Raw genomic sequence first — 26,460 nt, 5'->3', positions numbered from 1 at the left:
TGAGCGATAGAACTAACGCCCGATCTTCGCCCGATCCAGCACTGCATCGCTGTACCGGTCGCGCGCGCAGCTCCCACTTCGACTTCGACCGCTCCGATCTCGCCAGCGTCGAACACACGATCAGACGGCCGATCAAAGTCAGAAGCAAAGCAGCGCTGCGCTTTGCCGGTGCCAAGCCCGGCAACGCTCCGATCGTAGATTCGGTGACCGTATCGCATGGAAGTTGCGCGCGGCGGGATGCGTGATTGTGCGCGTCGTAGGTTCAAATCGGGAACCTGCAGCCACCGACGCCGACATTCGCTGACGGTCGATATTTAACGTGTGATAATGCATATGCCCGCCCTGGCATCAGCTATTCAAATTCATCCACACCGCCTTGGGCTCGGTGAAATTCTCGATCGCCGCCGAGCCGTGTTCGCGGCCGAAGCCAGAATCGCGCACGCCGCCCCATGGCAACCGCACATCGGTGTAGCCATAGGTATTGATCCAGACGGTGCCGGCGTTCGCTTTCTTCGCGAAACGCTGCACGCGCCCGATGTCGCGGCTCCATACCCCAGCAGCGAGGCTGTAGGCAGTACCATTGGCAATGCGCAGCGCATCGGCCTCGTCGCGGAACTTGATGACACTCACCACGGGACCGAAGATTTCCTCCTGCGAGATGCGCATCTCGTGCTCGACGTCGGCGAACACCGCGGGGCTGATGAAGTAGCCGCGGTCACCGACACGCCTGCCGCCGGTCGTCAACACGGCGCCCTCCTTCTCGCCGATATCCACGTAATCGAGAACGCTTTTCATTTGTTTCTCGGAGATTACCGGGCCAAGCGCCGTGGCACGATCTGCTGGGTCGCCCATCCGGATCGCCTTCGCGCGCTGCGTCAGCCGTTCGACGACCTCGTCGTAAACCTTCTCGTGCGCAAGCACGCGCGAGCCTGCCGAGCATACTTGCCCGGCATTGAAGAAGATTCCTGACGCAGCGGCCTTGGTCGCGGCCTCAATGTCGGCGTCGTCAAAGATGACATTGGCGGACTTGCCGCCAAGCTCGAGCGAAACGCGCTTAAAGTTACCCGCCGCACCGCGCAGAATTCCGCGTCCCACCCCCGGCGATCCCGTGAAGGTAACCTTATCCACATCAGGATGATTGACGAGGGCGTCGCCGACGACCCGGCCGGGTCCAGTGACGATATTGAGCACGCCCGGCGGCAGACCCGCTTCGAGCGCCAACTCACCGATGCGCAGCGCCGACAGCGAGGTCAACTCGGCAGGCTTCATAACAATCGTGCAGCCGCAGGCCAAAGCGGGTGCAAGCTTCCACATCCCGATCATCAGCGGGAAATTCCATGGTACGATCACCGCAACCACGCCGACGGGCTCACGGACCGTGTAGGTGAGCGCGTCGTCCCGCGTTGAGACGACTTCGCCGCTGATCTTGTCCGCCCAGCCCGCGTAGTAGGTCAGCGTGTCGATGGCAGCCGGCAGGTCCTGGCGCAGCACACCCGAGATCGGTTTGCCGGCATCAAGACTTTCCAGCGCGGCGATTTCATCCGCATGCTTTTTCATCAGGTCTACAAGCCTGAGCAGGATATGGCCGCGCTCGGCGGCTCGCATCGTGCGCCAGGGACCTTCGAAGGCACGGCGCGCGGCAGCGACGGCCCGATCGACGTCAACCTCGTTGCCTTCCGCGACGCTCGCGATCACCTGCTCGGTGGCCGGATTCAGGGTCTTGAACGTACGCCCGGAGGCTGACAGGACGTGTTGCCCGTCAATCAGTAACAGTTTGGGTCTGGAGGCCGAAGCTGAGGGTGTCGTCTGACGGGAATAGTCATATGCAATCGACATCATATTTCCTCCGGTGATTGTGCACCAAAATGAGGATAAAACAGGCCGCTGTAAATATGATATGATCTGCCTATGCTCGACGCATATATGAAGCTAATTTCATATCTTGGGATGACCGATGCTACATATCGAGATCGAAACCATCTGGCGATTTCACAAGGACGAGAGCCCGCAGACCGCTGTGGTCATGCTCGGAATCCTTAACGATATCCGGCAAACCGGAAAGCTCGCCAGCGCAGCAAAGCATGCCCAGCTTTCTTATCGGCACGTCTGGAATCTGCTTGAGCAGTGGTCAGAATTCTTCGGGGTGCCGCTGGTCGAGAGCCATCGCGGCAAAGGCACTGCGCTCACACCGTTTGGGGAAAAGCTGGTCTGGGCGGGACAGCGTATGCACGCGCGCCTCGGTCCGCAGCTCGAAAATCTTTCGCAGGAACTCGCGACCGAAATCAAACCGTTTCTGCGCTATGGGCCGTCCGTCATTCGCGTTCACGCCAGTCACGGTTTTGCCGTTGCCAAACTGCGCGAACTCCTCGACCAGACGCCGGGGATCGGCATCGATCTGCGCTATGTGAGCAATCAGAATTCACTGCTGTCGCTTGCGCAGGGGGCCTGCGATCTCTCGGGGGTTCATTTGCCGCGCGGCGAATTGCGCGAGCAGAGCATCGACGCCTGCAAAGAATGGCTCGATCCGCTCGAATATCGCGTCATCAGTTTCGTGACCCGCGAGATGGGATTGATGGTCAAGCGCGGCAATCCGCTCGCGATCACCTCGCTCAAGGACCTTGCCGAGCGAAGGGCGCGTTTCGTCAATCGCGACCATGATTCCGGAACGCGGCTACTATTCGACCAGCTGCTGGCGCTGCACGAGATCGACGAAACCGGAATCAACGGCTCGCAGCAGATCGAATTTACCCACGCCGCCGTCGCCGCCTATGTAGCCAGCGACATGGCCGATGTCAGTTTTGGCGTCGAAGCCGCAGCGCGACAATTTGGGCTCGATTTCATCCGGCTTCTGACGGAAGACTATTCTTTCGTCTGCCGTCGCTCGTTTCTTGAAACGGAGCCGATGCAGCGCTTGCTTGAAGTCATGAAGGGCAGCACGTTCCACGAGGCCATCGCCCGCCTGCCCGGCTATGCGGCAGTCAATACCGGATCGGTCAGCACCGTCCGGCAATTCCTGGACAGCCTATACCCAAAGCCTGTCACATCCCGGAAGCGAAATCTGCCAAGGTGATGCAACGTCCGCACTCGAAATGTTGCCCGCTCCGTCAAGGCAGAATTCATTCTACAAACTTCGCTGGATCTAACCGCCGGTCACTTCCTTGGCTTCTTCCCGCGAACCGGCGCTTCCCCGCCGCTTTATCTCCTGCATCAACGCAGCCAACCAGCGCAACAAGCCAGCTCTCTTCATCGCATCGTGCCGGGCCGGTCCAGGCGGCATGCTACGCGCCATTTCTATGGCCCGATCGGCCTTTGTCTCCCAGTCGGGTTTTGGGTTCGTATCCCCCGTCAAAAGACGCCCCCATGCTGTTACGCGCCGCGCATTTGACCTTCGAAAATTCGCCTGCACGCGGCAGCGATTGACGAACGGGCCCCGGTCATTGCCTGAACTCGTTGGCCAATTCGCCAATACCGTCGATCGCGATCGTGACCTTGTTGACCTGATCTTTCATTGACCCGACGCCCAGCGATGTGCCGCAGCAGATCAGATCTCCCGGCAGCAATGTCATGTCGTGCGAGGTCTTGCTGACAAGTTGCTGTGCGCTGAAGATCATGTCCGAAATCGGATACGACTGACGCTCCTCGCCATTGAGAATCGTCCGAACGACGAGCTTCGCCGGATCGATCCCGGATGCGATGACGGGCCCAAACGGGCAAAAACTGTCGAAGCCTTTGGCGCGCGCCCATTGCGCAAACGTGGCATCTTTGCCGATGATATCGGCGGCGGTGATGTCGTTGACGCAGGTATAGCCAAAAATATAATCATCGGCCTGATCGACCGATACCCCGCTGCATCTGCGCCCGATGACGATCCCGAGTTCGCCCTCGTAAGTGACTTTACCGTCATAGGACGCCGGTCGTTTCACGACCGCATTCGGCGCGGCTGATGTCGTCGGCGCTTTCAGAAGGTAGAGCGGATCGTCGGGCTCAGTGACCTTCAATTTTGCCGCAAGCGCATGAAAATTATTCCAAAGAGCGATGATCTTCGAAGGTTCGGTCGGAGCCAGGAGTTCGACATCGGACAAAGCGAGGCGCTGGCCATTTGCCCGTGAGTTACCGAACATCTCGCCGTCATGTACGCGGATCTCTGATTGCGAGATCGTTCCAAACCCGGTCATGTCGCTGTGTCGAAAGCGAACCCAATAGGTCACGATGAAACTCTCCGAAGTTCAAGAGCAAGGTTACTGCGCGGGCGTCGGGCCGGCCGCAGGGTGATAACCGCGTTCAATAGAGCCCTGCGATTCTGGCGCGCTGCGTTACGAGCGCCAGAACTGCGTCGATCGCCGGTGTCGGAGTCTGCGTGAGACGCCCCATTTCCTGAACCACGGTGACGAGCGGATCGATCTCCATCGGGCGTCCGCGCTCAAGATCCTGCAGCATCGACGTCTTGTGCGCACCGACCTTGCGCGCGCCTTCGATCCGGCGCTCGACGTCGACGCGGAATTTGACGCCAAATGTCTCCGCGATGCACTGGGTTTCCAGCATCATGGCCTTCGACAGGGCGCGGGTTGCCGGATCCGTGCAGATCTTGTCCAGGGTTGCGTGGGTCAGCGCGCTGATCGGATTGAAACAGACATTCCCCCACAGCTTGAGCCAGATTTCGTCGCGGATCCGATCGAGAATGGGCGCCTGCAATCCGGCCTTGACGAACATCGCCGCAAGCCGTTCGACATCTGCAGTTCTCTCGCCGGATGCCTCGCCGAGCGGAAAGCGATCGCCATAGACATGACGGATGACGCCAGGCGCCTCGATCTCCGTCGCGGGATAGACGATGCACCCGATCGCGCGCTCCGGCCCCAATTCCCGCCATTGCCGTCCGCCCGGATCGATGCTTTCAAGCGTCGCCCCCTCGCACTCATTGCCGTGCTTGTAGAAATACCAGTAGGGAATCCCGTTGACTGCAGTGACGATCCGAGTGTGCGCGCCAAGCAGCGGCTGGATTGCTTCGATGACACCGGTGATCGAGTGCGCCTTCAGGCAAATGATCACAAAATCCTGCGGTCCCAACTCGGCGGGGTTGTCGGTACAACGGGGATGCACTACGCGCTCCTCATCGCCGATCAGCAATTTGAGGCCATTGGCGCGCATTGCGGCCAAGTGCGCGCCGCGTGCAACGAGGCTGACATCTGCACCCGCTTGAGCCAGCTGCACACCGAGATAGCCGCCGATCGCGCCGGCGCCGTAGATACAGATTTTCATACCGTCCTCCAAAGCACTGGACTGGTCGTTCATGACCCGCTTATCCCTTCAGCACGTCGATCAGTGTCTTCCCAAGACGCGCCGGCGAAGGAGACACACGAATGCCGGCGCCCTCCATCGCAGCGATCTTGGATTCCGCATCACCCTTTCCGCCGGAGATGATCGCACCGGCATGGCCCATGCGGCGGCCCGGAGGGGCCGTACGCCCTGCGATGAAGCCGACCATCGGCTTCCTTCGGCCACCTTTTGCTTCATCCTTGATGAACTGCGCGGCGTCCTCTTCCGACGAGCCGCCGATCTCGCCGATCATGATGATGGATTTCGTCGCCGGATCGGCGAGGAATAGCTCAAGCATTGCGATGAAGTCGGTGCCCTTGACCGGATCGCCGCCGATGCCGACCGCGGTGGTCTGCCCGAGCCCCTCTGCGGTGGTCTGATAGACCGCCTCGTAGGTCAGCGTTCCCGAGCGAGAAACGATTCCGACGTTTCCCTTCTGGAAGATATTGCCGGGCATGATTCCGATCTTGCATTCACCCGCCGTCATCACGCCGGGGCAATTCGGGCCAATCAGCCGGGACTTTGAACCGTCGAGTGCTCGGCCGACCTTGATCATGTCCGCCACCGGAATGCCCTCGGTGATACAGACGATGAGCGGAATCTCGGCATCGATCGCTTCGCAAATCGCGTCCGCCGCGCCCGGCGGCGGGACATAAATCACGCTGGCATCCGCGCCGGTCTTTTCGCGAGCTTCGGCCACGGTATCGAACACCGGCAAGTCGAGATGCCGGGTGCTTCCTTTGCCGGGCGAGGTGCCGCCGACCATCTTGGTGCCGTAAAGCACGGCCTGCTCGGAGTGGAAGGTACCGTTTTTACCCGTGAAACCCTGGCAAATGACCTTGGTATTGCCGTCAATCAGAATGGCCATTACGCGGCCTCCCTTCGTGTGGCTCTGACGATCTTTTGTGCGGCATCGTCGAGGTTGTCCGCCGGCACGACATTGAGACCGGACTCTTTGATGATTTTTTTGCCAAGCTCCACATTGGTGCCTTCGAGCCGCACCACCAGCGGTACCGTCAAGCCGACTTCCCGCACAGCCGCGACCACGCCCTCGGCAACGACATCGCAGCGCATGATGCCGCCGAAGATATTGACCAGAATTCCCTCAACATGCGGATCGGATGTGATGATCCGGAATGCCGCCGCGACCTTCTCCTTGGTCGCCCCGCCGCCGACGTCGAGGAAGTTTGCCGGCGTTGCGCCGTAAAGCTTGATGATATCCATGGTTGCCATGGCCAGACCGGCGCCGTTCACCATGCAGCCGATCGTGCCCTCCAGCGCGATGTAGTTGAGATCGTGCTTCGACGCTTCGATCTCCTTCTCGTCCTCCTCTGTCAGGTCGCGCAGTTCGACCAGGTCGGAATGCCGGTACAGCGCGTTCGAATCGAAGCTGACCTTGGCATCGAGGCATCGCAATTCGCCCTGCCTGGTGACAACCAGCGGATTGATCTCAAGCATCGCCATGTCGGTGCCGACAAAGGCTTTGTAGAGCTGCGCCGTCAGCTTCTCTGCCTGCTTTGCGAGATTAGCCTTGAGGCCGAGCGCGCGGGCCACTGCGCGCCCGTGATGCGCCATGATGCCGGTTGCGGGATCGACCGAGAAGGTCACGATTTTGTCGGGCGTATCATGCGCAACTTTTTCAATGTCCATCCCGCCTTCGGTCGAGACAACGAAAGAGACGCGCGACGTCTCGCGATCGACCAGCATCGATAGGTAGAACTCCTTCTCGATGTCGCAGCCGGCCTCGATATACAAGCGGTTGACCTGCTTGCCTGCGGGACCAGTCTGCGCGGTGACGAGCGTGCGGCCGAGCATTTCCCTTGCGCAGGCGGCCACTTCATCGATTGATTTGGCGAGCCGCACACCGCCTTTTGCATCGGCCGGTAATTCCTTGAATTTGCCTTTGCCGCGGCCGCCGGCATGGATTTGAGATTTCACCACGTACACAGGGCCCGGGAGCGTCTTGGCCGCAGCGACGGCTTGTTCAACTGTGAGCGCCGCTTGACCTTGAGAGACCGGTGCGCCGAAGCTCTTTAGAATGGCCTTGCTCTGGTATTCATGGATATTCATGCCGTCCTCGACTCTTGTATTTTGTATGCCAGTACTTTGGAGACGAAAAAGAGAGGTGCACGGATGTTCACCTCGCCTGGATTTTCAAACAGTGGCGCTCAAACCACGCCCATCGTCCGCGCATCTGCGTCGACGCGAGCGGCTTCATTGCCCAGAATGAACGCACGCCGCATCGGCTTGATCACGAACAATGCAAGCAGCGCTGCGGTGGCGTTCAGGCCGACAGCGATGACAAAGACCGCCTGCCAGCCGTAGGTTGTCGCAACCAGGCTCGCGAGTGGGACCAGCAGCGAGGCTGTCCCCTTGGCGGTGTAGAGCATGCCGTTATTGGTGGTCGCAAACTTGGCACCAAAGGTATCGCCGCTGGTTGCGGGAAACAGGCTGTAGATTTCGCCGAACACGCCGAAATATACAGCGGTCGCAAGGACGAAGACGATTGGGATATTGCCAAAGACGGAGAGGGTCAGCACCATGAGCGCTGCCGTCCCGAACGCGATGAACATCGTATGCTCGCGGCCAATGGTGTCAGACAGCCAACCGAAGAACGGGCGGCCGAAGCCGTCGAAAATCCGGTCGAGCGATATTGCGAAGGTCAATGCCGCCATCTGAAAGCCCAGAAGACTTACGGGTTCGTTCGCGATCTTGAAGTCATGCGCGATCGGCGCGATCTGGGCTGCCGTCATGAGACCGCCCGCGGCCACCATCACAAACACCAGATACATGACCCAGAATATTGGGCTGCGCAGCACCTGTGGCGGCGTGAAGTCGATCTTGGTTTGGGGCAGGTTGAGCTGCTTCTTTGTCACCGCCATCGCTTGCGACGGCTTGCGGATGAAGATTGCCAGAACAAAGACGATCAGGCCCTGCCCGATGCCGAATGTAAGGAACGCGCTTTGGTATCCGCTGGAAACGATCATCTGAGCGATCGGCACCACCGTGATGGCGGCACCGGCGCCGAAACCGGCCGCGGTCGCGCCGGCCGCAACACCTCGCCGGTCAGGAAACCATTTCAGGGCATTGCCGACGCATGTTCCGTAGACCGAGCCTGCACCAATTCCGCCGAACACGGCGGCGGCGTAAAGCATCGTCAGCGAAGTGGCGTAAGAATTTAAGACCCAGGCGAGGGCGATCATGACTCCGCCGAACATGACGACAATGCGCGGACCATATTTGTCGACAAACCATGCCTCGATCGGCACCAGCCAGGTTTCGGTGAGCACAAAGAGAGTGAAAGCCAACTGAATAGCTGCGCGGCCCCAGTGAAATTTTGCGTCGATCGGATCGACGAACAGGGTCCAGCCGTATTGCAGGTTTGCGATCATCGCCATGCAGGCAATACCCATCGCGAGTTGCAGCCAGCGGAAATTCTTGCCTTCAACCGTCGGTAACGCAGCAGCCTTTGTCGTGATTGTCATGCTTCCTCCGGGCCTGGTTTTGAAATGAGCCTCGTCCTGTCTTGCACGCCAGTCTGGTATGCAATATACCAGATGGCAAGCGAATAGTTTGCGGAACTTCAAAAAAAATCGCGCTTGTTACGCCGATCCCATCAGCGCGTGAAATATTGTGTCAAAAAAAGAAAGCCCCGAAATTCTGGGCTTAGTTTGGGAGAGACGGTCGTGCAGACACGGCAGCGAGATGTGAAATCAAACCAGGGGCTGCGCATCGCGGATTTTGACGAACGGGCTGGAGGTCGAATCTATTGGTCCCGTAACAGGTTAGATATACCAGATGCCAGACCTCAAGGCTCTGATGTCGCCTATTCCGCCGCCTGCTTCCGCGGCGGATCGAGGGCGCCGGAATTGTGGATCTCGGCGACCTGATGGTCGGTGAAGCCGAGCACCTGGCGCAGGATTTCGTCGGTGTGCTCGCCGAGCAGCGGCGAACGGGTCACATCGCTCGGGCTGTCCGACATCTTGATGGGATTGCCGACCGAAAAGTACTTGCCGCGGGTCGGATGATCGACCTCGACCACGGTGCCGGTGGCCCGCAGCGACTGGTCCTCGATGATCTCCTTCATCGACAGGATCGGGCCGCAGGGGATGTCGTCCTTGTTGAGGATATCCATCGCCTCGAATTTGGTCTTGGTCATGGTCCACTGTTCGATGCGTGCGAAGATTTCGTTGAGCCGTGACAGCCGGGCCGGCGGCTTGGCGTAATCCGGATGGGTCTTCCAGGTCGGCTCGCCGATCACGTCGCAGATCTTCTCCCAGACCGGCGCTTGCGTGATGAAATAGATGTAGGCGTTGGGATCGGTCTCCCAGCCCTTGCATTTGAGGATGCGGCCGGGCTGACCGCCGCCGGAATCGTTGCCGGCGCGCGGCACCGCGTCGCCGAACGGAATGCCTTCGCCGAACTGGCTGTATTCCTTCAGCGGACCATGGGCGAGGCGCTGCTGGTCGCGCAACTTGACGCGGGCAAGGTTCAAGACCCCGTCCTGCATCGCGGCGGTGACCTTCTGGCCCTTGCCGGTGACGGTGCGCTGATAGAGCGCGGTGACGATGCCGAGCGCCAGATGCAGGCCGGTGCCGCTGTCGCCGATCTGCGCGCCGGTGACGAGCGGCAGCCCGTCGCGGAAGCCGGTGGTGGAGGCGGCGCCGCCGGTGCACTGGGCGACGTTCTCATACACCTTGCAGTCTTCATACGGTCCGGGGCCAAAGCCCTTGATCGAGGCCACGATCATCTTCGGGTTGATGCTCTGGATCTTCTCCCAGGGGAAACCCATGCGGTCGAGCACGCCGGGGCCGAAATTCTCCACCAGCACGTCGCAGCTCTTGATCAGGGCGGTGAGGACTTCCTTGCCCTTCGGGTTCTTGGTGTCGAGCGTGATCGAGCGCTTGTTGTGGTTGAGCATGGTGAAATACAGGCTGTCGACGTTGGGAATGTCCTGCAGCTGGCCGCGCGTGATGTCGCCGACGCCGGGGCGCTCGACCTTGATCACGTCGGCGCCGAACCAGGCCAGCAATTGCGTGCAGGTCGGTCCCGACTGGACGTGGGTGAAATCGAGAATGCGAACGCCCTCGAGCGCCTTTGTCATCTGTTCTCTCCTTGACTATCTACTGTGTCATGCGCTGGATGGCCCGCTGGCGCGGCGCATGACGTCGATGTTGGCTTACTTCTTCTTCAAGAATGCTTTGCGGATTGAGGTTGCCGATGCGGCCGCTTTCGGAGCCGGCGGCGGGATCGATTACCGCGTTGATCAGGGTCGGCTTGCCGGAATCCATCGCCTCGTTGACGGCGCGCTTCAGCTCATCCGGCGACGTCGCGTTGACGCCGACGCCGCCGAAGGCTTCCATCATCCTGTCGTAGCGCGAGCCCTTGACGAACACGGTGGGCGCGGGATCGGCGCCCACCGAATTGACGTCGGTGCCGCGGTAGATGCCGTCATTGTTGAAGATGACGATGCAGACCGGCAGCTTGTAGCGGCAGATCGTCTCGACCTCCATGCCGGAGAAGCCGAACGCCGAGTCGCCTTCGACCGCGAGCACCGGCTTGCCGGTCTCTATTGCCGCCGCAATGGCATAGCCCATGCCGATGCCCATCACGCCCCAGGTGCCGACGTCGAGCCGCTTGCGCGGCCGGTACATGTCGATGACGCCGCGCGCGAGGTCGAGCGTGTTGGCGCCCTCGTTGACGAGGATGGCGTCCGGCCGTTCCTTGATGATGGTTCGGAGCACGCCGAGCGCGCCGTGGTAGTCCATCGGCGAATTGTTGTTCATCAGCCGCGGCGCCATCTTGGCGACGTTCTCTTCGCGCTTCTTGGCGACCGCGCCGGTCCAGTCGGACGGCGCCGCCGCCCAGTTGGCGCCCATGCCCTCGAGCAGCGCGGTGACGCAGGAGCCGATGTCGCCGACCACGGGGGCGACGATCTCGACATTGGAGTCCATCTCCTTGGGCTCGATGTCGATCTGGATGAACTTCTTCGGCTGATCGCCCCAGGTCTTGCCCTTGCCGTGCGACAGCAGCCAGTTGAGGCGCGCCCCGATCAGCATCACGACGTCGGAGTCCTTCAGCACCGTCGAGCGCGCCGCGCCCGCGCATTGCGGATGGGTGTCGGACAACAATCCCTTGGCCATGCTCATCGGCAGGAACGGAATGCCGCTCTTCTCGACCAGGCTCTTGATCGCGTCATCGGCCTGGGCGTAGGCCGCGCCCTTGCCGAGGATGATCAGCGGACGTTTTGCGCTTTTCAGGACATCGAGCGCGCGCTTGACCGCCGAGGGCGCGGGTATCTGCGCCGGCGCGGCGTCGATCACCTTGACCAGCGACTTCTTGCCGGCCTCGGCGTCCATCACCTGGCCGAACAGTTTGGCCGGCAAATCGAGATAGACGCCGCCCGGGCGGCCCGAGACCGCGGCGCGGATCGCGCGCGCCAGCCCGATGCCGATGTCGGCGGCGTGCAGCACGCGGAACGCGGCCTTGCACAGCGGCTTGGCGATCGCGAGCTGGTCCATCTCCTCATAGTCGCCCTGCTGCAGGTCGACGATCTCGCGCTCGGACGAGCCCGAGATCAGGATCATCGGAAAACAGTTGGTGGTGGCGTGGGCCAGCGCGGTGAGGCCGTTGAGAAAGCCCGGCGCCGAAACCGTCAGACAAACGCCGGGCTTTTTGGTCAGGAAGCCCGCGATCGACGCCGCGTTGCCGGCGTTCTGCTCATGGCGGAACGAGATGACCCGGATGCCCGCGGCCTGCGCCATGCGGCCGAAATCCGTGATCGGGATGCCCGGCACCCCGTAGATCGTGGTGAGCCCGTTGAGCTTCAGCGCATCGATCATCAGATTAAAGCCGTCGGTCAGCTCGCGCTCGGCTTCAGTTGTATCAATGCTCTTGGCTGCAGTTACGGACATTCCGCTTTCTCCCTGATCATTCTCGGCGTGGACGAGTGCGTCGTCTTCTGTGTCGTCGCTCAAAGCGAAACCATGGTTAATCTGGCATACCAGATACCAGATGGTCAAGCCTGTTTTCCATGATGAATATGCGCATTTTGTGAAACACTCTTGACAAGACGCTCTATTGGCATACCAAATGCCAATTGTGCCAGCAGATCCTTGCCGGCTCATTGTGCGAACGCTGCCCGGCGAAAGCAGCGGCTTCGCGGGCGCCGGGAACGAAGCGAAACGCGAAAAAGTCTGATCGCGGCGCGCGTGCAAAGCGGAATTTGAAATCGAGCAAACGAACACGTCTTCACACCTACGGATGAATGCAGGTCGCGATGAAGAGAAACGTGATCCGCCGCAAGGCCATCGAGCTGAAATCCCGTTCGGATAGCGATCCCGACCCCGGCGACGGCGGCGTACAATCGGTGGATCGTGCTCTCCTGATTATCGAAACGCTGGCCGAGGATGATGAGGGATATCGGCTGAAAGACCTCGCGGTGCGCACAGGTTTGTCGCCTTCGACGGTTCACCGGTTGCTGACAACGCTGGAGAAGCGGCGATTCGTCCAGTTCGATCGCGACGAATCGATGTGGCACATCGGGGCGCAAAGTTTCGCTGTCGGTTCGACATTCGTTCGACGCCGCAATTTCGTGACACAGGCCTTGCCCTATCTTCGCAAGCTTCGCGACCAGACGCGCGAAACGGCAAACCTCGCCGTCGTCGACGACGGCGCGATGGTTGTTCTGACCCGGGTCGAGAGCCGGGAGATCATGCGATCTGTCACCAAAGTCGGTGGCCGGGTCCCCATGGTCGCCTCGGGGCTCGGCAAGGCTCTGCTCTCGACCTATTCCGAACAGGACGTCTTCGCGATCATTCAGCGTGAGGGCATGCCAAGGCTGACGTCGAAATCGATCGTGCGCGCCGGCGAACTCTGCAAATCGCTTCACGACATCAGACAGCAAGGTTATTCGATCGATGATGAGGAAGCCCTGATCGGCCTGCGGTGTGTCTCCGCCGTCGTCTACGACGATTGCAGCGAACCACTTGCTGCCATCTCGGTGTCGGGCAAGGCCTCTCGCGTTCCGAACGACCGCCTGCCTGTTCTCGGGAAGCTCGTGCAGGAAGTCGCAGCCGAGCTGACCAAAGCGCTCGGTGGCACGATGCCCGACGCAAAGTCCTTCTGAGCCAGAATCTCCGGGATTGCGGTGTTCTCGCCGGCAAGCGGTTATCGCGTGCGTCGGCCACGTTCGTCCACACTCGATATCTTCCATTTTTGAATCCGCCTAATCGTCTGATATCGCGCAAACTTCGCGATCCATTCCGCATGATGGGAAACAAATTCAATCTCATTGAGATACTTCCTCCCTCCCCTGATGATCACGGCCGAACCAAAATAAATCAACGGGGTGTGAAATGGCGAAGATGCGAGCAATCGATGCTGCCGTGCGTATTCTGGAAAAGGAAGGCGTTGTGTGCGCGTTCGGTGTTCCGGGCGCCGCAATCAACCCGCTGTATTCAGCCCTGAAGAAGCGCGGTTCGATCAACCACATTCTGGCGCGTCACGTCGAGGGTGCGTCCCACATGGCTGAGGGCTATACGCGCGCCAAGGCAGGAAACATCGGTGTCTGCATCGGGACATCAGGCCCCGCCGGCACCGATATGATTACCGGTCTATATTCTGCGATCGCCGATTCGATTCCGATCCTTTGCATCACCGGCCAAGCGCCCCGCGCGCGTCTCTACAAGGAAGATTTTCAGGCCGTCGATATCGAATCGATCGCCAAACCCGTGACGAAGTGGGCGGTGACCGTGCGAGAGCCGGCGCTCGTGCCCCGCGTATTCAGTCAGGCGTTCCACATTATGCGTTCGGGACGTCCTGGTCCGGTGCTCATCGATCTGCCGCTCGATGTGCAACTTTCGGAAATCGAATTCGACGACGAAACCTATGAACCACTGCCGGTCTACAAACCGTCCGCAACCCGCAAACAGATCGAGAAGGCCCTCGATATGCTCAATGCCGCCGAGCGTCCGCTGATCGTGGCGGGCGGAGGCGTCATCAATGCCGATGCATCCGACCTCCTGGTCGCGTTCGCGGAGATCGTCAACGTTCCAGTCGTGCCGACGCTGATGGGCTGGGGCGCTATCCCGGATGATCACGTGCTGATGGCGGGGATGGTCGGGCTGCAGACCAGCCATCGCTACGGCAATGCGACGATGCTGGAATCCGATTTCGTACTCGGTATCGGCAACCGCTGGGCCAACAGGCACACCGGGTCGATCGAGACCTATACCAAGGGGCGGACTTTCGTGCATGTCGATATCGAGCCGACCCAGATCGGACGTGTCTTCAATCCTGACCTCGGCATCGCATCCGACGCCAAGGCCGCGCTTGAATTGTTCGTCGCAGTTGCGAAGGAACGGCGGAAATCCGGCAAGCTGAAGGAGCGTCAGGCCTGGCCTGCGGCGTGCCAGGATCGCAAACGCTCGATGCTCCGCAAGAGCCATTTCGACAACGTGCCGATCAAGCCGCAGCGCGTCTATGAGGAGATGAGCAGGGCGTTCGGGCGCGATACCTGCTACGTCAGCGTGATCGGGTTGTCGCAGATCGCGGGCGCGCAATTCCTCGGCGTCTACCGTCCGCGCAACTGGATCAATGCCGGTCAGGCCGGCCCCCTGGGCTGGACATTGCCGGCGGCGCTGGGCGTGCGCGCCGCCGATCCACATCGCGAGATCGTGGCCCTCTCCGGTGACTACGATTTCCAGTTCCTGATCGAAGAGCTCGCGGTCGGCGCACAGTTCAAGCTGCCCTACATCCACGTCGTGGTGAACAATTCCTACCTCGGTTTGATCCGCCAGGCCCAGCGCGGGTTCGACATGGACTATCACGTGCAGTTGTCGTTCGAGAACATCAACGCGCCGGAACTTGGCGTCTATGGCGTCGATCATGTTGCGGTTGCCGAAGGCCTCGGCTGCAAAGCGATCCGCGTGACTGATCCCAAGGACGCGCAGGCAGCCTTCGCGACGGCGCGCGACTTGATGGCGCAATACAGCGTGCCGGTCGTGGTCGAGTTCATCCTCGAACGAGTGACCAATATCGCGATGGGGACCGAGATCAACAACATCGTCGAGTTCGAGGACATTCTCGACTTGCCGATCGACGATACACCCCCAAGTCCGCCTGCGGCATCGCGAGGCAAGCTTCTGCCCGTCTAAAGGCAGATCAGTCCGGATCGATAAACACCGTTAGCGGAACACGCGAGGACATCCGATCGTGCCGAAATTTGCCGCCAATCTGACCATGCTGTTTAACGAAATGCCATTCCTCGACCGGTTTGCTGCGGCCAAGGCCGCCGGCTTTAGCGGCGTGGAGTATCTGTTCCCCTATGATTTCGAAAAGAGCATGTTGCGCGAGCAATTGGAGCAACATGGACTTACGCAAGTACTGCACAATCTGCCGGCGGGCAATTGGGGGGCCGGCGAACGGGGGATCGCTATTTTCCCGGATCGGGTCGATGAGTTTCGCGATGGCGTCCTGCGCGCCATCGATTATGCAAAGGCTCTCGATTGCCGTCAGGTCAATTGCCTGGTCGGCATCGCGCCCGCCGATGCAGACATGCGTGAGATGAACGAAGTACTCCTGAAGAATTTGCGATTCGCTGCCGACGCACTCTCGCCGGAAGGTATTCGCTTGCTGATCGAGCCGATCAACACGCTCGATATTCCCGGCTTCTTCCTGAACAGGACGCAGCAGGCTGTTCAGATCATCTCTGACGTCCGATCGGAGAATCTCTTCATCCAATATGACATCTACCACATGCAGGTGATGGAGGGCGATATCGCGCGAACGCTGCAAAAACATCTGCCGCGCATCGGGCATGTTCAGCTGGCCGACAATCCCGGCCGCAACGAGCCTGGCACCGGCGAGATCAACTACCCTTTCCTGTTCCGTTATCTCGACCAGATCGGATACGGCGGCTGGATTGGTTGCGAATACAAGCCGAGGACTTCGACTATTGAAGGCCTCGGATGGCACGCGATGCAAACAATGGACACATAGTCCAACACACTATAGGGAAGATCAAAATGATTGATGTCGGCTTCATAGGCCTCGGTATCATGGGACGTCCGATGGCCGGACATCTTCAGGCTGCCGGGCATCGGCTATTTCTCCACGACGTCGGGCCGGTTGCGCAGGAACTCGTGGCCGCGGGCGGCATCGTCTGCAAATCCGGCAAGCAGGTTGCCGACGAATCCGACGTGGTCATCGTCATGGTGCCGGATACGCCGCATGTCGAAGCGGTCCTGTTCGGCGCAAGCGGCGTCGCGGAGGGAATTTCAAAAGGCAAGATCGTCGTTGACATGAGCTCGATCTCGCCGCTCGCCACGAAGGAATTTGCGAAAAAGATCAACGCACTCGGCGCCGATTATCTCGATGCCCCGGTCTCGGGCGGCGAGGTCGGCGCGAAGGCCGCATCGCTGACGATCATGGTGGGTGGCCCGGAGAGGGCGTTCAATACCATGAAGCCGCTATTCGAGAAGATGGGCAAGAATGTCACCCTCGTTGGTGGAAACGGCGACGGCCAGACCACGAAGGTCGCCAACCAGATCATCGTCGCGCTCACGATCGAGGCGGTGGGAGAAGCTCTGCTGTTTGCATCAAAAGCCGGTGCCGATCCGGCTCTCGTGCGGCAGGCCCTGATGGGGGGCTTCGCTTCTTCGAGAATTCTCGAGGTGCACGGGGAGCGCATGGTGAAGCGGAACTTCGAACCCGGCTTTCGTATCGAACTGCATCAAAAGGACCTCAACCTTGCGTTGGAAGGTGCACGGGCGTTGGGGCTCTCGTTACCGAATACCGCAACAGCGCAGCAGCTCTTCAATTCCTGCGCGGCGCAAGGCGGCAAGGCCTGGGATCACTCAGCGATGGTGAAGGCGCTGGAGCTGATGGCAAGCCACGAAATCGGCAGCGCGTGAAGCCGATCGGAAGCAAGCCATGAGTATCGATTATCGCCGTCTGTTGCTCAACATGTTTCAGGCGGCGGTGAACGCGGCGGCGCCCGCCCTGTGCGTGCCGGCGCACCTGCCGCCGCGGCCGAAGGGCCGCACAGTCGTTGTCGGCGCCGGCAAGGCGGCGGCTTCGATGGCGGCGGCCGTGGAGGCTCATTGGAACGGCCCGATCGAAGGTCTGGTGGTGACCCGCTACGGCCACGGCGTGCCGTGCAAGCATATCGAGGTGGTGGAGGCATCGCATCCGGTTCCGGATGAGGCGGGATTGAAGGCGGCGCGCCGGATCCTCGACAAGGTCTCCGGGCTGACGGCGGACGATCTCGTGCTGGTTCTGATTTCGGGCGGCGGTTCCGCGCTGCTCGCTTTGCCCGCCGATGGCGTATCACTTGCCGACAAGCAAGCCATCAACCGCGCCCTGCTGAAATGCGGCGCGCATATCGCAGAAATGAACACGGTGCGAAAACATTTGTCTGCGATCAAGGGCGGTCGTCTTGCCGTCGCGGCAGCGCCGGCGCGCGTGGTTGCACTGATGATCTCGGACGTGCCAGGCGACGAGCTCTCCGTTATCGCGTCCGGTCCCACCGTGCCGGACCTCTTCACGCGCTCCGACGCGCTGGCCGTATTGATAAAATATGGCATTGAGATTCCGGCGGCCGTTGCCATGCATCTGAACGACGAGGCGTCGGAGACGCCGAAGCCGGGCGATCCGCGCTTTGCAAACGTCACAAGCCGTCTGGTGGCGACGCCGCAGAAATCTCTGGAGGCCGCGGCCAGGGTCGCGCGCGATGCCGGATTGGCTTCCCTGATCCTTGGCAATGCCATCGAGGGCGAGGCCCGCGACGTCGGCATCGTTCATGCCGGCATTGCGCGGCAATGCAGCGATTGGGGCCAGCCGCTCGAAATTCCCTGCGCTCTCATCTCCGGCGGGGAGACCACCGTGACCGTGCGTGGCAACGGCCGTGGCGGCCGCAATGCGGAATTTCTTCTAGGTCTTGGGATCGCTACCGATTGCAGGAACGGCATTTGGGCGCTCGCCGCAGATACGGATGGCATTGACGGCAGCGAAAACAACGCCGGAGCGATTCTCACGCCTGACACGCTGCATCGCGCCAAGCTCGCCGATATCGACGTCAAGTCGCGGCTTGCGGACAACGATGCTTACACCCTGTTCGCAGCCCTGGACGATCTTGTCATGACTGGCCCGACGCTCACCAACGTCAACGACTTCAGAGCCATATTGGTCACCAAAAGGAATTGATTTTGCGCCGCTCACGGAACGCGAAGATCATTGCTACGCTTGGACCCTCCAGTTCGTCGCCGACAACGATCAGATCCCTGTTCGATGCCGGCGTCGACATGTTCCGGCTGAATTTCAGCCACGGGACCCACGACGATCACAAGAGACGCTTCGAGGCGATCAGGGGTGTCGAACGCGATGTCGGCCGTCCGATCGGAATCATGATCGACCTACAGGGCCCCAAGCTTCGCATCGGTACTTTTTTCGACGGCCCTGTCGAGCTTCAGTCCGGAGACAAGCTCAGGCTCGATCTCGAAAACACACCGGGCGACCGGACGCGCGTGCCGCTGCCCCATCCGGAGATTTTCGCAGCCTTGGTTCCCGGCACCGATCTATTGCTCGATGACGGCAAGCTGCGCCTCGAAGTCCTGGAATGTGGTCCGCGCTACGCCGAAACGCGCGTGAAGATCGGTGGCAGATTGTCGGAACGCAAAGGCGTCAATGTTCCCGGTGTCATTTTGCCGCTGTCGCCCTTCACCGAAAAGGACCGTCGCGACCTGACCTTCGGACTTGAACACGGACCCGACTGGGTCGCACTTTCGTTCGTGCAAAAGGCCGAAGACATCGCCGAAGCACGAACCTTGATCGGATCTCGCGCGTTGATCATGGCCAAGCTCGAGAAGCCGGCGGCCATCGAAAATCTTGATGCCATCGTAGCACTTGCCGATGGCATCATGGTTGCGCGTGGCGACCTCGGTGTTGAATTGCCGCCGGCGCAGGTTCCGATAATCCAGCGCCGGATCGTGCGCGCATGCCGTCGCGAGGGGAAACCCGTCGTGGTGGCAACACAAATGCTTGAATCCATGACTGCGTCCCCGGTTCCGACCCGGGCAGAAGCCTCGGACGTTGCAGCGGCGGTCTATGAAGGCAGCGATGCTGTCATGTTGTCAGCGGAATCCGCCAGCGGGCGTTTCCCCGTCGAATCAGTTGTCATGATGGATTCGATCATTCACGGCGTTGAAAATGATGCTCACACTCAAACCCTGACGGGCCTCAAACCGGAGGATTTTCGGGCCAGCCATGCCGATGCGATATGTTCGGCCTTGCGTCTCGTCGCCAAGCTGGTCTCGGCGACGGCGACGATTGCCTACACAAAATCCGGTTTCACCAGCATGCGCGCGGCGCGCGAGCGGCCGCTCGCGCCGATTCTCAGTCTGACGCCGTCGATTGCAACGGCACGTCAGTTGACGCCGGTGTGGGGCATTCATTCGGTCGTGGTGGAAACAGAAATCACTGATGAGGCGTCAATGACCCAGCTCGCCTGCGATTCGGCCCTTGCGGGAGATTTTGGAAAGCCCGGCGATAACATCGTGATCATTGCCGGCATACCGTTCGGCGTATCCGGCACGACGAATCTTTTGCGCGTGGTAACGCTTTCTTCCGCGCTTGCACCAGCGGTCCTGACGGACTGACGTTGGATCGAAAAGGGCTGATTCCGCAGGGCAGTCCAAAAGTGGATCAGTTCGCCCGCTCGATCCCCGTTGGGCGCATCGGCCGGCCGGACGATGTGGCCCGAGCCGTCATGTTTTTCTCGAGCCGGGATTCCGACTTCATCACCGGCCAGGCGCTCTATGTTTGCGGCGGCGCCAGCGTCGGCTCAATCACGCTTTAGATTTTGCTCGGTCTATCCGGCCATGAGACGAGACAATGCCGGACCGACGTCTGATCGGCGCGGCGGATCAGCCCCCGCACGCCCGCAGGTGAACGCCGCGCAAGCCGACGCGAACGACAACGCTCGGGCAAGCTCGCCGGGATTCATTCGCGCCAGCGCCCGGCGCTCAATCCGCCCGATGGCACGCAAGGCGAACAGCAGTGCAGCTTGAAAGCTGTCGCCTGCGCCGATGGTATCCACCACATCCGTTGCGGGCGCCTCGACTTCAACCAGACCTGCCTCTCCGTGCCACGCCCGAGCTCCCTTGATTCCACGCGTGACAACGACGAGGCTTGCACCGGCAGCAATGAGTGACTTCGCCTTTTCCCGGTAGTCACTGCCGCCATAGAGAAATTCGAAATCGACAGCGGACATCCGCACGATATCGGCGGCGGCGGCGAACGCATCCATCTGATCCACGTAGCGCGCCTTGAGCTTGACCAGATTGGGCCGGCAGTTCGGGTCGAAGGAAATGGTGGTTGCACCGCCGGCGTCTTCGATCATCGCAAGCGCCTGGGCGGCCCCCTGGTCGTGGGCGAGAGTGGTCGATCCGACATGGATTGCCTCGATCTCGTCAAAGGGTATTGAGCCGCGCCGATAGGTCCAGGCTCGGGACGCCGTCGCCTCGTCGTAGAACGCATATTGCGGCTCGCCTCCCAAGTGTCGGACGAACGCAAGTGTCGTCTGATGTTCGCTGCGTGTCGCATGGCGGAGGTCAACCTGCGAGCCGAGCGCGTGGTCGGCGATGATGCGTCCGAACAAATCCGTCGAGATGCCGCCCACAAACCCTGCCGGCGCGCCCAGGCGCGCCATGCCGACGGCGATGTTGAGACAGGATCCACCGGCAACCGGTACGGCCGCGGCGCGCCCGTCGACAGATGTGACGGGCAGGAAATCGACCAGGGCATCTCCACAACTCAGCAGCATGGTTCTAGCTCTTCGCGTCAAGTCCGGCGTTCGATGCGATCCCCTGCATCGCCTCGCGGCTTTCAGAATCAAGTCTGCGCATCAGCCCGTGAACCTTTCGCTTGGTGCGATGGAAGGACGCCACCCCTGGCGCTGTGGATTCGCTGAGCCTGCCGATCGCCGACATCGAAGCCATGGCCTCGCCGATCGACCCGCGAGACTTCGCCGCAACGGCGCCCAGCATCGCGGCGCCGAGCAGGACGGGCTCTTGCGTTCCGGGGACGGCAACGGTCAGGCCGGTCGTATCCGCCATGATCTGGCGGACCAGCGGACTTCGTCCGGCGCCGCCGCTGATCACCATCATGTCGCTTTCGACGCCGTGCGATCGAAAGGCGTCCACGACATCCGCGAGTCCGTAGGCAAGCCCGCAGAGCCCGGCCACGAACAGCCGCTCCATCGAGCCGATGTCGGCATCGAGGTCCATTCCGACGACGACCGCACGCGCGTCAGGATCAGCGAACGGTGACCGGTTTCCGAGAAACTCCGGCAGTACGTGGATGTCACGGGCAAAGAATGCCGCTTCGCCGGGACCTGTCACGCGCGAGACGATGCGCCGCTCGAGAAATTCCGGAACTTCCATCGCAGCCGCGCGCGCCGCTGCGACAGTCTCATCATACGCAGGATGGGACCTGACCAGATGATCGATCGCCGCGCCGGCGGCGGACTGCCCGCCTTCGTTGAGCCAGAACCCGGGAACCATTCCTGAATGATAGGGACCCCAGACACCGGGCACGAAGCACGGCTCACGCGTCGTTGCCATGATGCAGGCCGAGGTCCCCATGATGTAAGCAAGGCGACGACACACATCGACCTCCTCACCCGATTTTCCCTGCCCGCCGATCGTGCCGACGCCGCCGGCGTGAGCGTCGATCAGCGAGGCGCCGACCGGCGTTCCCTCGAGCAGGCCGAAATCGCTCGCGGCGGATTTGGTCAGGCCGACGCCGAGCGGCGTGCCGGCCGCAACGATCTCGCTTCCAATTCTCGCATATTTGTCCGCGGCTAGATCGCCAAGACCGATGAACTCCAAATAGCTGCCGCTCCACCGTCGTTCGTGGGCAAGATAATTCCATTTGCAAGCCAGGGTACACATCGAACGCGCGGTCGATCCGGTCGCGCGAAACGAAAGGTAATCAGCGAGGTCGAAGAAATGCCCGGCTGCCTGATAGGTCGACGGAAGGTACCGATTCAGCCAAAGCAGTTTCGGAATTTCCATTTCCGGCGAGATCGAGCCGCCGACATAGCGGAGCACGTCGTCGCGCGTCTCGTTGACCCGGCGGGCCTCGGCAATCGCGCGATGATCCATCCACACGATGACATTCCGCCTGATGTCGCCGGATCCGCTGACCGTCAGCGGGTTGCCGGCGGCATCCACGACCACAAGCGAGCAGGTCGCGTCGAAACCGATGCCCCTGACGGCGGAAGCAGGAAGTCCTGCCTCCGCCATGGCCGCGCGGACCGAGGCCGCGCAGGCGGCCCAGATCTCGGAAGACGACTGCTCGGCGACGCTGCCCGCCTCGTGCCACACCGTGATCGGATGGCGGGCGCTCGCAAGCAGACTTCCGTTCTCGTCAAATATCCCGGCGCGCGCGCTCGATGTTCCGACATCGATGCCGACGAAGGCCTGCTGCATTGCAACCCCGCTTCAGATCAGCGCCAGCTCACCAGCACGTATAACCTCCGTCAACGAGGACAACGCTCCCGGTCATCAGGCTGGCGGCGTCGGACGCCAGAAACAGAACGACGGACGCAATCTCGTCGACCTCCCCCATCCGGGCCATCGGCGTGCCGCCGATCCAGGCATCGTACATCTGCGGGCTGTTTTTGACGAATGCGTTGAGGGGGGTTGCGACGTAAGTCGGCGCCACGGCGTTGACGCGCACGCCGCGCCCGCCCCACTCGGCCGCGAGCGACTTGGTGAGATGGTGCACCGCAGCCTTGGAGGCGTTGTAGTAGCACTGCTCCTGCGGCTTGTTGACGATGAAGCCGGACATCGACCCGATGTTCACAATGGAACCCGACCCGGCGTCCAGCATGAGTTTGCCGAAGGCGCGGCAGCACCAGAATGTGCCGTTGAGATTGACGTCGATGACGTTCAGCCAATGTTCGTCGGCAACCTTCTCGGCCGGAGTCTCGCTTCGTGCGATGCCGGCGTTGTTGACCAGGATATCGATGCCGCCATAGCGGGACGCCAGCTGGCCGGCGACCTCGGAAACGCTGCGCGAGTCGGTTACGTCCATGATGACGATTTCGGCATCCAGGCCTTTTGCCCTCAGGCTTGCGCGCCCGGCATCGGCAAGCTGGGGGTCACGATCGGCGATCACGACTTTCGCTCCCGCCTCGGCCAGCGCTTCCGCGCAGGCCAGTCCGATTCCCTGGCCGGCGCCCGTCACCACGGCCGTTTTCCGGTCCAGCTTGAATTTTTCCAGATACATCTTGTTGTTTTTCCTGTTTGCTTATCGTGGCGTAGCGCGCCGACCGCTCATGTCCCGATGACGGCGCCATCCTTGTCGAAGCGATGCAGGCGGGCTGGATCGGGCGAAAGCCACACACGGTCGCCGGCTTTCAGGCTGAACTCTCCGATGCATCGCGCCGTCAGCATCCCAAGCTTGCCGGCGTCGACGTAGAGGAAGGTGTCGCTGCCCAGATGCTCGGCGACCGACACGGTCCCGGGCCAGCCTTCCCCCTCCTTGCCGATTTTCAGATGCTCGGGCCTGACGCCGAGCGTGGCGACGGCGAGTTCGCCGACCGCCTCGCCGGGCACAAAATTCATCTTCGGCGAACCAATGAAGCCGGCGACAAACAGGTTTGCCGGCCGCTCGTACAACTCCAGCGGCGAGCCGTATTGTTCGATGTTGCCCGCGTTGAGTACGACAATCTTGTCGGCCATGGTCATGGCCTCGACCTGGTCGTGGGTGACGTAGACGGCGGTGGTACCGAGCTGCTTCTGCAATTTGGTGACTTCCAGACGCATCTGGACCCGCAGCGCCGCATCGAGATTTGACAAGGGCTCGTCGAACAGAAACGCCTTCGGCTCGCGCACGATCGCGCGCCCTATTGCGACGCGCTGACGCTGGCCGCCGGAAAGCTCGCGCGGCTTGCGGTCCAGATAGGGCGTCAGGTTCAAGGTGGCGGCCGCCGCCTCGACCTTGCGGTCGATGTCCGGGCGCGGCAGGCCTGCCATCTTCAGGCCGAACGCGATGTTGCCGCGGACGCTCATGTGCGGATAGAGCGCATAGGACTGGAACACCATCGACAGCCCGCGCTTCGCCGGCGGCACGTCCACCACGTTCTTGCCATCGATCAGGATTTGACCGCCGGTGACATCCTCCAGTCCGGCGATCAGGCGCAAAAGCGTGGTCTTGCCGCAGCCGGATGGCCCGACGAAGACCACAAAGGAGCCGTTGTCGATATCCAGATTGGCATCCTTGATGATGTTGACTGGCCCGAACGATTTGCGGACTCCCTGCAGCGTGATCTGGCCCATGATCCCTGTCCTTTGCTATTTGACGGCGCCGAAGGTGAGCCCGCGGACGAGTTGCCGCTGCGTGAACCATCCGAGGATGATGATCGGCGCAATGGCGAGCGTCGAGGCGGCTGACAATTTGGCCCAGAACAGGCCCTCGGGACTCGAATAGGATGCGATGAATACGGTGAGCGGCGCTGCGTCGAGGGTCGAGAGGTTCAGCGTCCAGAACGCCTCGTTCCACGCCAGGATGAAATTGAGCAGCAGCGTCGAGGCGAGCCCGGGAACGGCCATCGGCGTCAGCACGTAAATCAGCTCGCGTCCGATCGTCGCCCCGTCCATCCGCGCGGCCTCGAGGATATCCTTGGGAATTTCCTTGAAATAGGTGAAGAGCATCCAGATCACGATCGGCAGATTGCCGAGGCACAGGATCATGACGAGACCCGCGCGCGTATCAAGCATGCCGAAATCCCGGAAGATCAGATAGATCGGAACCAGCACGCCGACCGACGGCATCATCTTGGTCGAGAGCATCCAGAGCAGAACGTCCTTGGTGCGCTTGGTCGGCGCGAACGCCATCGACCACGCGGCCGGAATGGCAATGATCATCGCAATCAGTGTCGACCCGCCGGCAACGATGATCGAATTGAGCGCATGATGAATATAATCGCTGCGCTGCTGCACCGTCGCATAGTTCTCCGTGGTCCAGTGGAACAACAGGAATTTCGGCGGCATAGCGAACGCATCGAGCTCGGTCTTGAAACTGGTCAGGACCATCCACAGGATGGGGAGAAAAATCAAAAATCCGAACAGCCACGCGGCAGCCGTGGACACCCATACGCGTCTCGTAGTCACCTTGCGCGCCATGGCTTATGCCTCCAGATTCCGCCCGACGATCCGCACCAGGAAGAACGCGACGATATTGGCGATCACGACCGCAACCAGTCCGCCGGCCGAGGCGTTGCCGATGTCGTACTGGATCAGCGCCTGCGAGTAGATCAGGAACGCGATATTGGTGGTCTGCAGGCCCGGACCGCCGCCGGTGGTCACGAAGATCTCGGCAAAAACCGTCAGCAGGAATATCGTTTCGATCAGGATGACGACGGTGATCGGCCGCGCCAGGTGCGGTAAAGTAAGATAGATGAAGGTCGAAAGCGCGCTTGCGCCATCCATCTCGGCCGCTTCCTTCTGCTCCTCATCCTGGGACTGCAGCGCCGTCAGCAGGATGAGGGTGGCAAACGGCAGCCATTGCCAGGCCACGATCAGGATCACCGCGAGCAGAGGCGCATCGTTGAACCAGTCGATCGGCGTCGCTCCCACCAGTGTCGCGATCCAGGCGAACAGTCCGGACACCGGGTGCATCAAGAGGTTCTTCCAGACCAGCGCGCTGACGGTCGGCATCACGAAGAACGGCGCGATTACCATCAGCCGGACGATGCTGCGGCCGATCACCTGCTGGTCGAGCAGCAGCGCCAGCGGCGTGCCGAGCAGGATGGTGATCGCGAGCACCGAACCGACCAGCACCAGCGTGTTCTGCAGCGCGGTCAGAAAAGCCGGGTCGGTGAGAAAATATCGAAAATTCTCCAGCCCGACGAAGCTCCAGGTTTCCGAGTCGAGCAGGCTGTAGTGCAGCGTCGAAAAATAGATCGTCATCGCGAGCGGGACGATCATCCAGATGAACAGCAATGCGACGGCCGGCGTCAGCAGGGCCCTACCGAGGACCTGGGTTTGCTGCGTTGCCATCGCCGCCTCCTGTTATCGCTTGAAGGGAGATGCGGCTGCCGTCAGTCCTTGCCTGACGGCAGCCAGGACGGGTGCGGCG

Annotated in this window: 22 protein-coding genes; 8 read left to right on the top strand and 14 right to left on the bottom strand. The window is 61.0% G+C overall.

Annotated features, from left to right (window positions below):
- Nucleotides 1–348: 348 nt before the first annotated feature.
- A complete protein-coding gene (locus tag V1289_RS40455; RefSeq protein ID WP_334407868.1) occupies nucleotides 349–1,836 on the bottom strand; it encodes an aldehyde dehydrogenase family protein in 1,488 nt (495 codons plus the stop codon).
- Nucleotides 1,837–1,954: 118 nt separating this feature from the next.
- On the opposite strand from V1289_RS40455, the gene V1289_RS40450 reads away from it, so the two are divergent.
- Nucleotides 1,955–3,070, top strand: a complete 1,116-nt coding sequence (locus V1289_RS40450) for a substrate-binding domain-containing protein (RefSeq protein ID WP_334404769.1) — start codon at nucleotides 1,955–1,957, stop codon at nucleotides 3,068–3,070.
- A gap of 364 nt (nucleotides 3,071–3,434) precedes the next feature.
- Here the strand turns inward: V1289_RS40450 and V1289_RS40445 are convergent, their stop codons facing one another.
- The 7 genes from V1289_RS40445 to oxc all read right to left on the bottom strand — a co-directional run bounded on the left by V1289_RS40445 (nucleotide 3,435) and on the right by oxc (nucleotide 12,227).
- Nucleotides 3,435–4,208 carry a fumarylacetoacetate hydrolase family protein gene (locus V1289_RS40445; protein WP_334404767.1) on the bottom strand — a complete coding sequence of 258 codons (774 nt, stop codon included), beginning with the start codon at nucleotides 4,206–4,208 and terminating at the stop codon, nucleotides 3,435–3,437.
- Between the two features lie 73 nt (nucleotides 4,209–4,281).
- On the bottom strand, nucleotides 4,282–5,256 hold the full coding sequence (locus V1289_RS40440) for a 2-dehydropantoate 2-reductase (protein WP_309184067.1): 975 nt from the start codon (nucleotides 5,254–5,256) through the stop codon (nucleotides 4,282–4,284).
- A 40-nt stretch (nucleotides 5,257–5,296) separates the two neighbouring features.
- Nucleotides 5,297–6,181 carry a succinate--CoA ligase subunit alpha gene (gene sucD / locus V1289_RS40435; RefSeq protein ID WP_334404764.1) on the bottom strand — a complete coding sequence of 295 codons (885 nt, stop codon included), beginning with the start codon at nucleotides 6,179–6,181 and terminating at the stop codon, nucleotides 5,297–5,299.
- On the bottom strand, nucleotides 6,181–7,383 hold the full coding sequence (sucC, locus tag V1289_RS40430) for an ADP-forming succinate--CoA ligase subunit beta (protein ID WP_334404762.1): 1,203 nt from the start codon (nucleotides 7,381–7,383) through the stop codon (nucleotides 6,181–6,183). Before sucC ends, sucD begins: the two co-directional genes overlap by 1 nt.
- Before the next feature lie 98 nt (nucleotides 7,384–7,481).
- The gene (gene oxlT, locus V1289_RS40425; protein WP_334404760.1) at nucleotides 7,482–8,798 is read right to left on the bottom strand and encodes an oxalate/formate MFS antiporter; all 1,317 of its coding nucleotides are present in this window, start codon (nucleotides 8,796–8,798) and stop codon (nucleotides 7,482–7,484) included.
- Nucleotides 8,799–9,139: 341 nt separating this feature from the next.
- Nucleotides 9,140–10,417 carry a formyl-CoA transferase gene (frc, locus tag V1289_RS40420; protein WP_334404758.1) on the bottom strand — a complete coding sequence of 426 codons (1,278 nt, stop codon included), beginning with the start codon at nucleotides 10,415–10,417 and terminating at the stop codon, nucleotides 9,140–9,142.
- Nucleotides 10,418–10,436: 19 nt separating this feature from the next.
- Nucleotides 10,437–12,227 carry an oxalyl-CoA decarboxylase gene (gene oxc / locus V1289_RS40415; protein ID WP_334404757.1) on the bottom strand — a complete coding sequence of 597 codons (1,791 nt, stop codon included), beginning with the start codon at nucleotides 12,225–12,227 and terminating at the stop codon, nucleotides 10,437–10,439.
- Nucleotides 12,228–12,592: 365 nt separating this feature from the next.
- Between oxc and V1289_RS40410 the strand changes: the two genes are divergently transcribed.
- From V1289_RS40410 to V1289_RS40380, 7 genes are all read left to right on the top strand, one after another.
- Nucleotides 12,593–13,441 (top strand): IclR family transcriptional regulator, encoded by an 849-nt coding sequence (locus V1289_RS40410; protein WP_334404755.1) that lies wholly within the window; start codon nucleotides 12,593–12,595, stop codon nucleotides 13,439–13,441.
- Nucleotides 13,442–13,670: 229 nt separating this feature from the next.
- Nucleotides 13,671–15,470 (top strand): glyoxylate carboligase, encoded by a 1,800-nt coding sequence (gcl, locus tag V1289_RS40405; RefSeq protein ID WP_334404753.1) that lies wholly within the window; start codon nucleotides 13,671–13,673, stop codon nucleotides 15,468–15,470.
- Nucleotides 15,471–15,528: 58 nt separating this feature from the next.
- Entirely contained in the window at nucleotides 15,529–16,314 is a 786-nt protein-coding gene (gene hyi / locus V1289_RS40400) for a hydroxypyruvate isomerase (RefSeq protein WP_334404751.1), read from the top strand.
- Complete coding sequence (glxR, locus tag V1289_RS40395; RefSeq protein WP_334404749.1) at nucleotides 16,284–17,228, top strand: 2-hydroxy-3-oxopropionate reductase; 945 nt, start codon at nucleotides 16,284–16,286, stop codon at nucleotides 17,226–17,228. Before hyi ends, glxR begins: the two co-directional genes overlap by 31 nt.
- A 19-nt stretch (nucleotides 17,229–17,247) precedes the next feature.
- Nucleotides 17,248–18,519: a glycerate kinase type-2 family protein gene (locus V1289_RS40390; RefSeq protein ID WP_334404747.1), complete on the top strand. Its 1,272-nt coding sequence runs from the start codon at nucleotides 17,248–17,250 to the stop codon at nucleotides 18,517–18,519.
- 2 nt (nucleotides 18,520–18,521) lie between these two features.
- Nucleotides 18,522–19,970, top strand: a complete 1,449-nt coding sequence (pyk, locus tag V1289_RS40385) for a pyruvate kinase (RefSeq protein WP_334404745.1) — start codon at nucleotides 18,522–18,524, stop codon at nucleotides 19,968–19,970.
- Nucleotides 19,971–20,011: 41 nt separating this feature from the next.
- Nucleotides 20,012–20,170: an SDR family oxidoreductase gene (locus V1289_RS40380; RefSeq protein WP_334404743.1), complete on the top strand. Its 159-nt coding sequence runs from the start codon at nucleotides 20,012–20,014 to the stop codon at nucleotides 20,168–20,170.
- Between the two features lie 12 nt (nucleotides 20,171–20,182).
- Here the strand turns inward: V1289_RS40380 and V1289_RS40375 are convergent, their stop codons facing one another.
- The 6 genes from V1289_RS40375 to V1289_RS40350 are packed head-to-tail and all read right to left on the bottom strand — an operon-like array spanning nucleotide 20,183 to nucleotide 26,381.
- Entirely contained in the window at nucleotides 20,183–21,136 is a 954-nt protein-coding gene (locus V1289_RS40375; protein ID WP_334404741.1) for a carbohydrate kinase family protein, read from the bottom strand.
- A gap of 4 nt (nucleotides 21,137–21,140) precedes the next feature.
- Nucleotides 21,141–22,805 carry an FGGY-family carbohydrate kinase gene (locus V1289_RS40370; RefSeq protein WP_334404739.1) on the bottom strand — a complete coding sequence of 555 codons (1,665 nt, stop codon included), beginning with the start codon at nucleotides 22,803–22,805 and terminating at the stop codon, nucleotides 21,141–21,143.
- 28 nt (nucleotides 22,806–22,833) lie between these two features.
- Nucleotides 22,834–23,607, bottom strand: coding sequence for an SDR family NAD(P)-dependent oxidoreductase (locus tag V1289_RS40365; protein WP_334404737.1), 774 nt, complete (start codon nucleotides 23,605–23,607; stop codon nucleotides 22,834–22,836).
- A gap of 47 nt (nucleotides 23,608–23,654) precedes the next feature.
- Nucleotides 23,655–24,659: an ABC transporter ATP-binding protein gene (locus V1289_RS40360; protein WP_334404735.1), complete on the bottom strand. Its 1,005-nt coding sequence runs from the start codon at nucleotides 24,657–24,659 to the stop codon at nucleotides 23,655–23,657.
- A gap of 15 nt (nucleotides 24,660–24,674) precedes the next feature.
- Entirely contained in the window at nucleotides 24,675–25,505 is an 831-nt protein-coding gene (locus tag V1289_RS40355) for a carbohydrate ABC transporter permease (protein WP_334404733.1), read from the bottom strand.
- 3 nt (nucleotides 25,506–25,508) lie between these two features.
- On the bottom strand, nucleotides 25,509–26,381 hold the full coding sequence (locus tag V1289_RS40350; protein WP_334404731.1) for a carbohydrate ABC transporter permease: 873 nt from the start codon (nucleotides 26,379–26,381) through the stop codon (nucleotides 25,509–25,511).
- Between the last annotated feature and the right edge of the window lie 79 nt (nucleotides 26,382–26,460).

Source organism: Bradyrhizobium sp. AZCC 2289, from assembly GCF_036924615.1.
Taxonomy (GTDB): domain Bacteria; phylum Pseudomonadota; class Alphaproteobacteria; order Rhizobiales; family Xanthobacteraceae; genus Bradyrhizobium.
The sequence above is the reverse complement of the archived record's forward strand: the minus strand, read 5'-3'. Positions and strand labels throughout refer to the sequence as shown.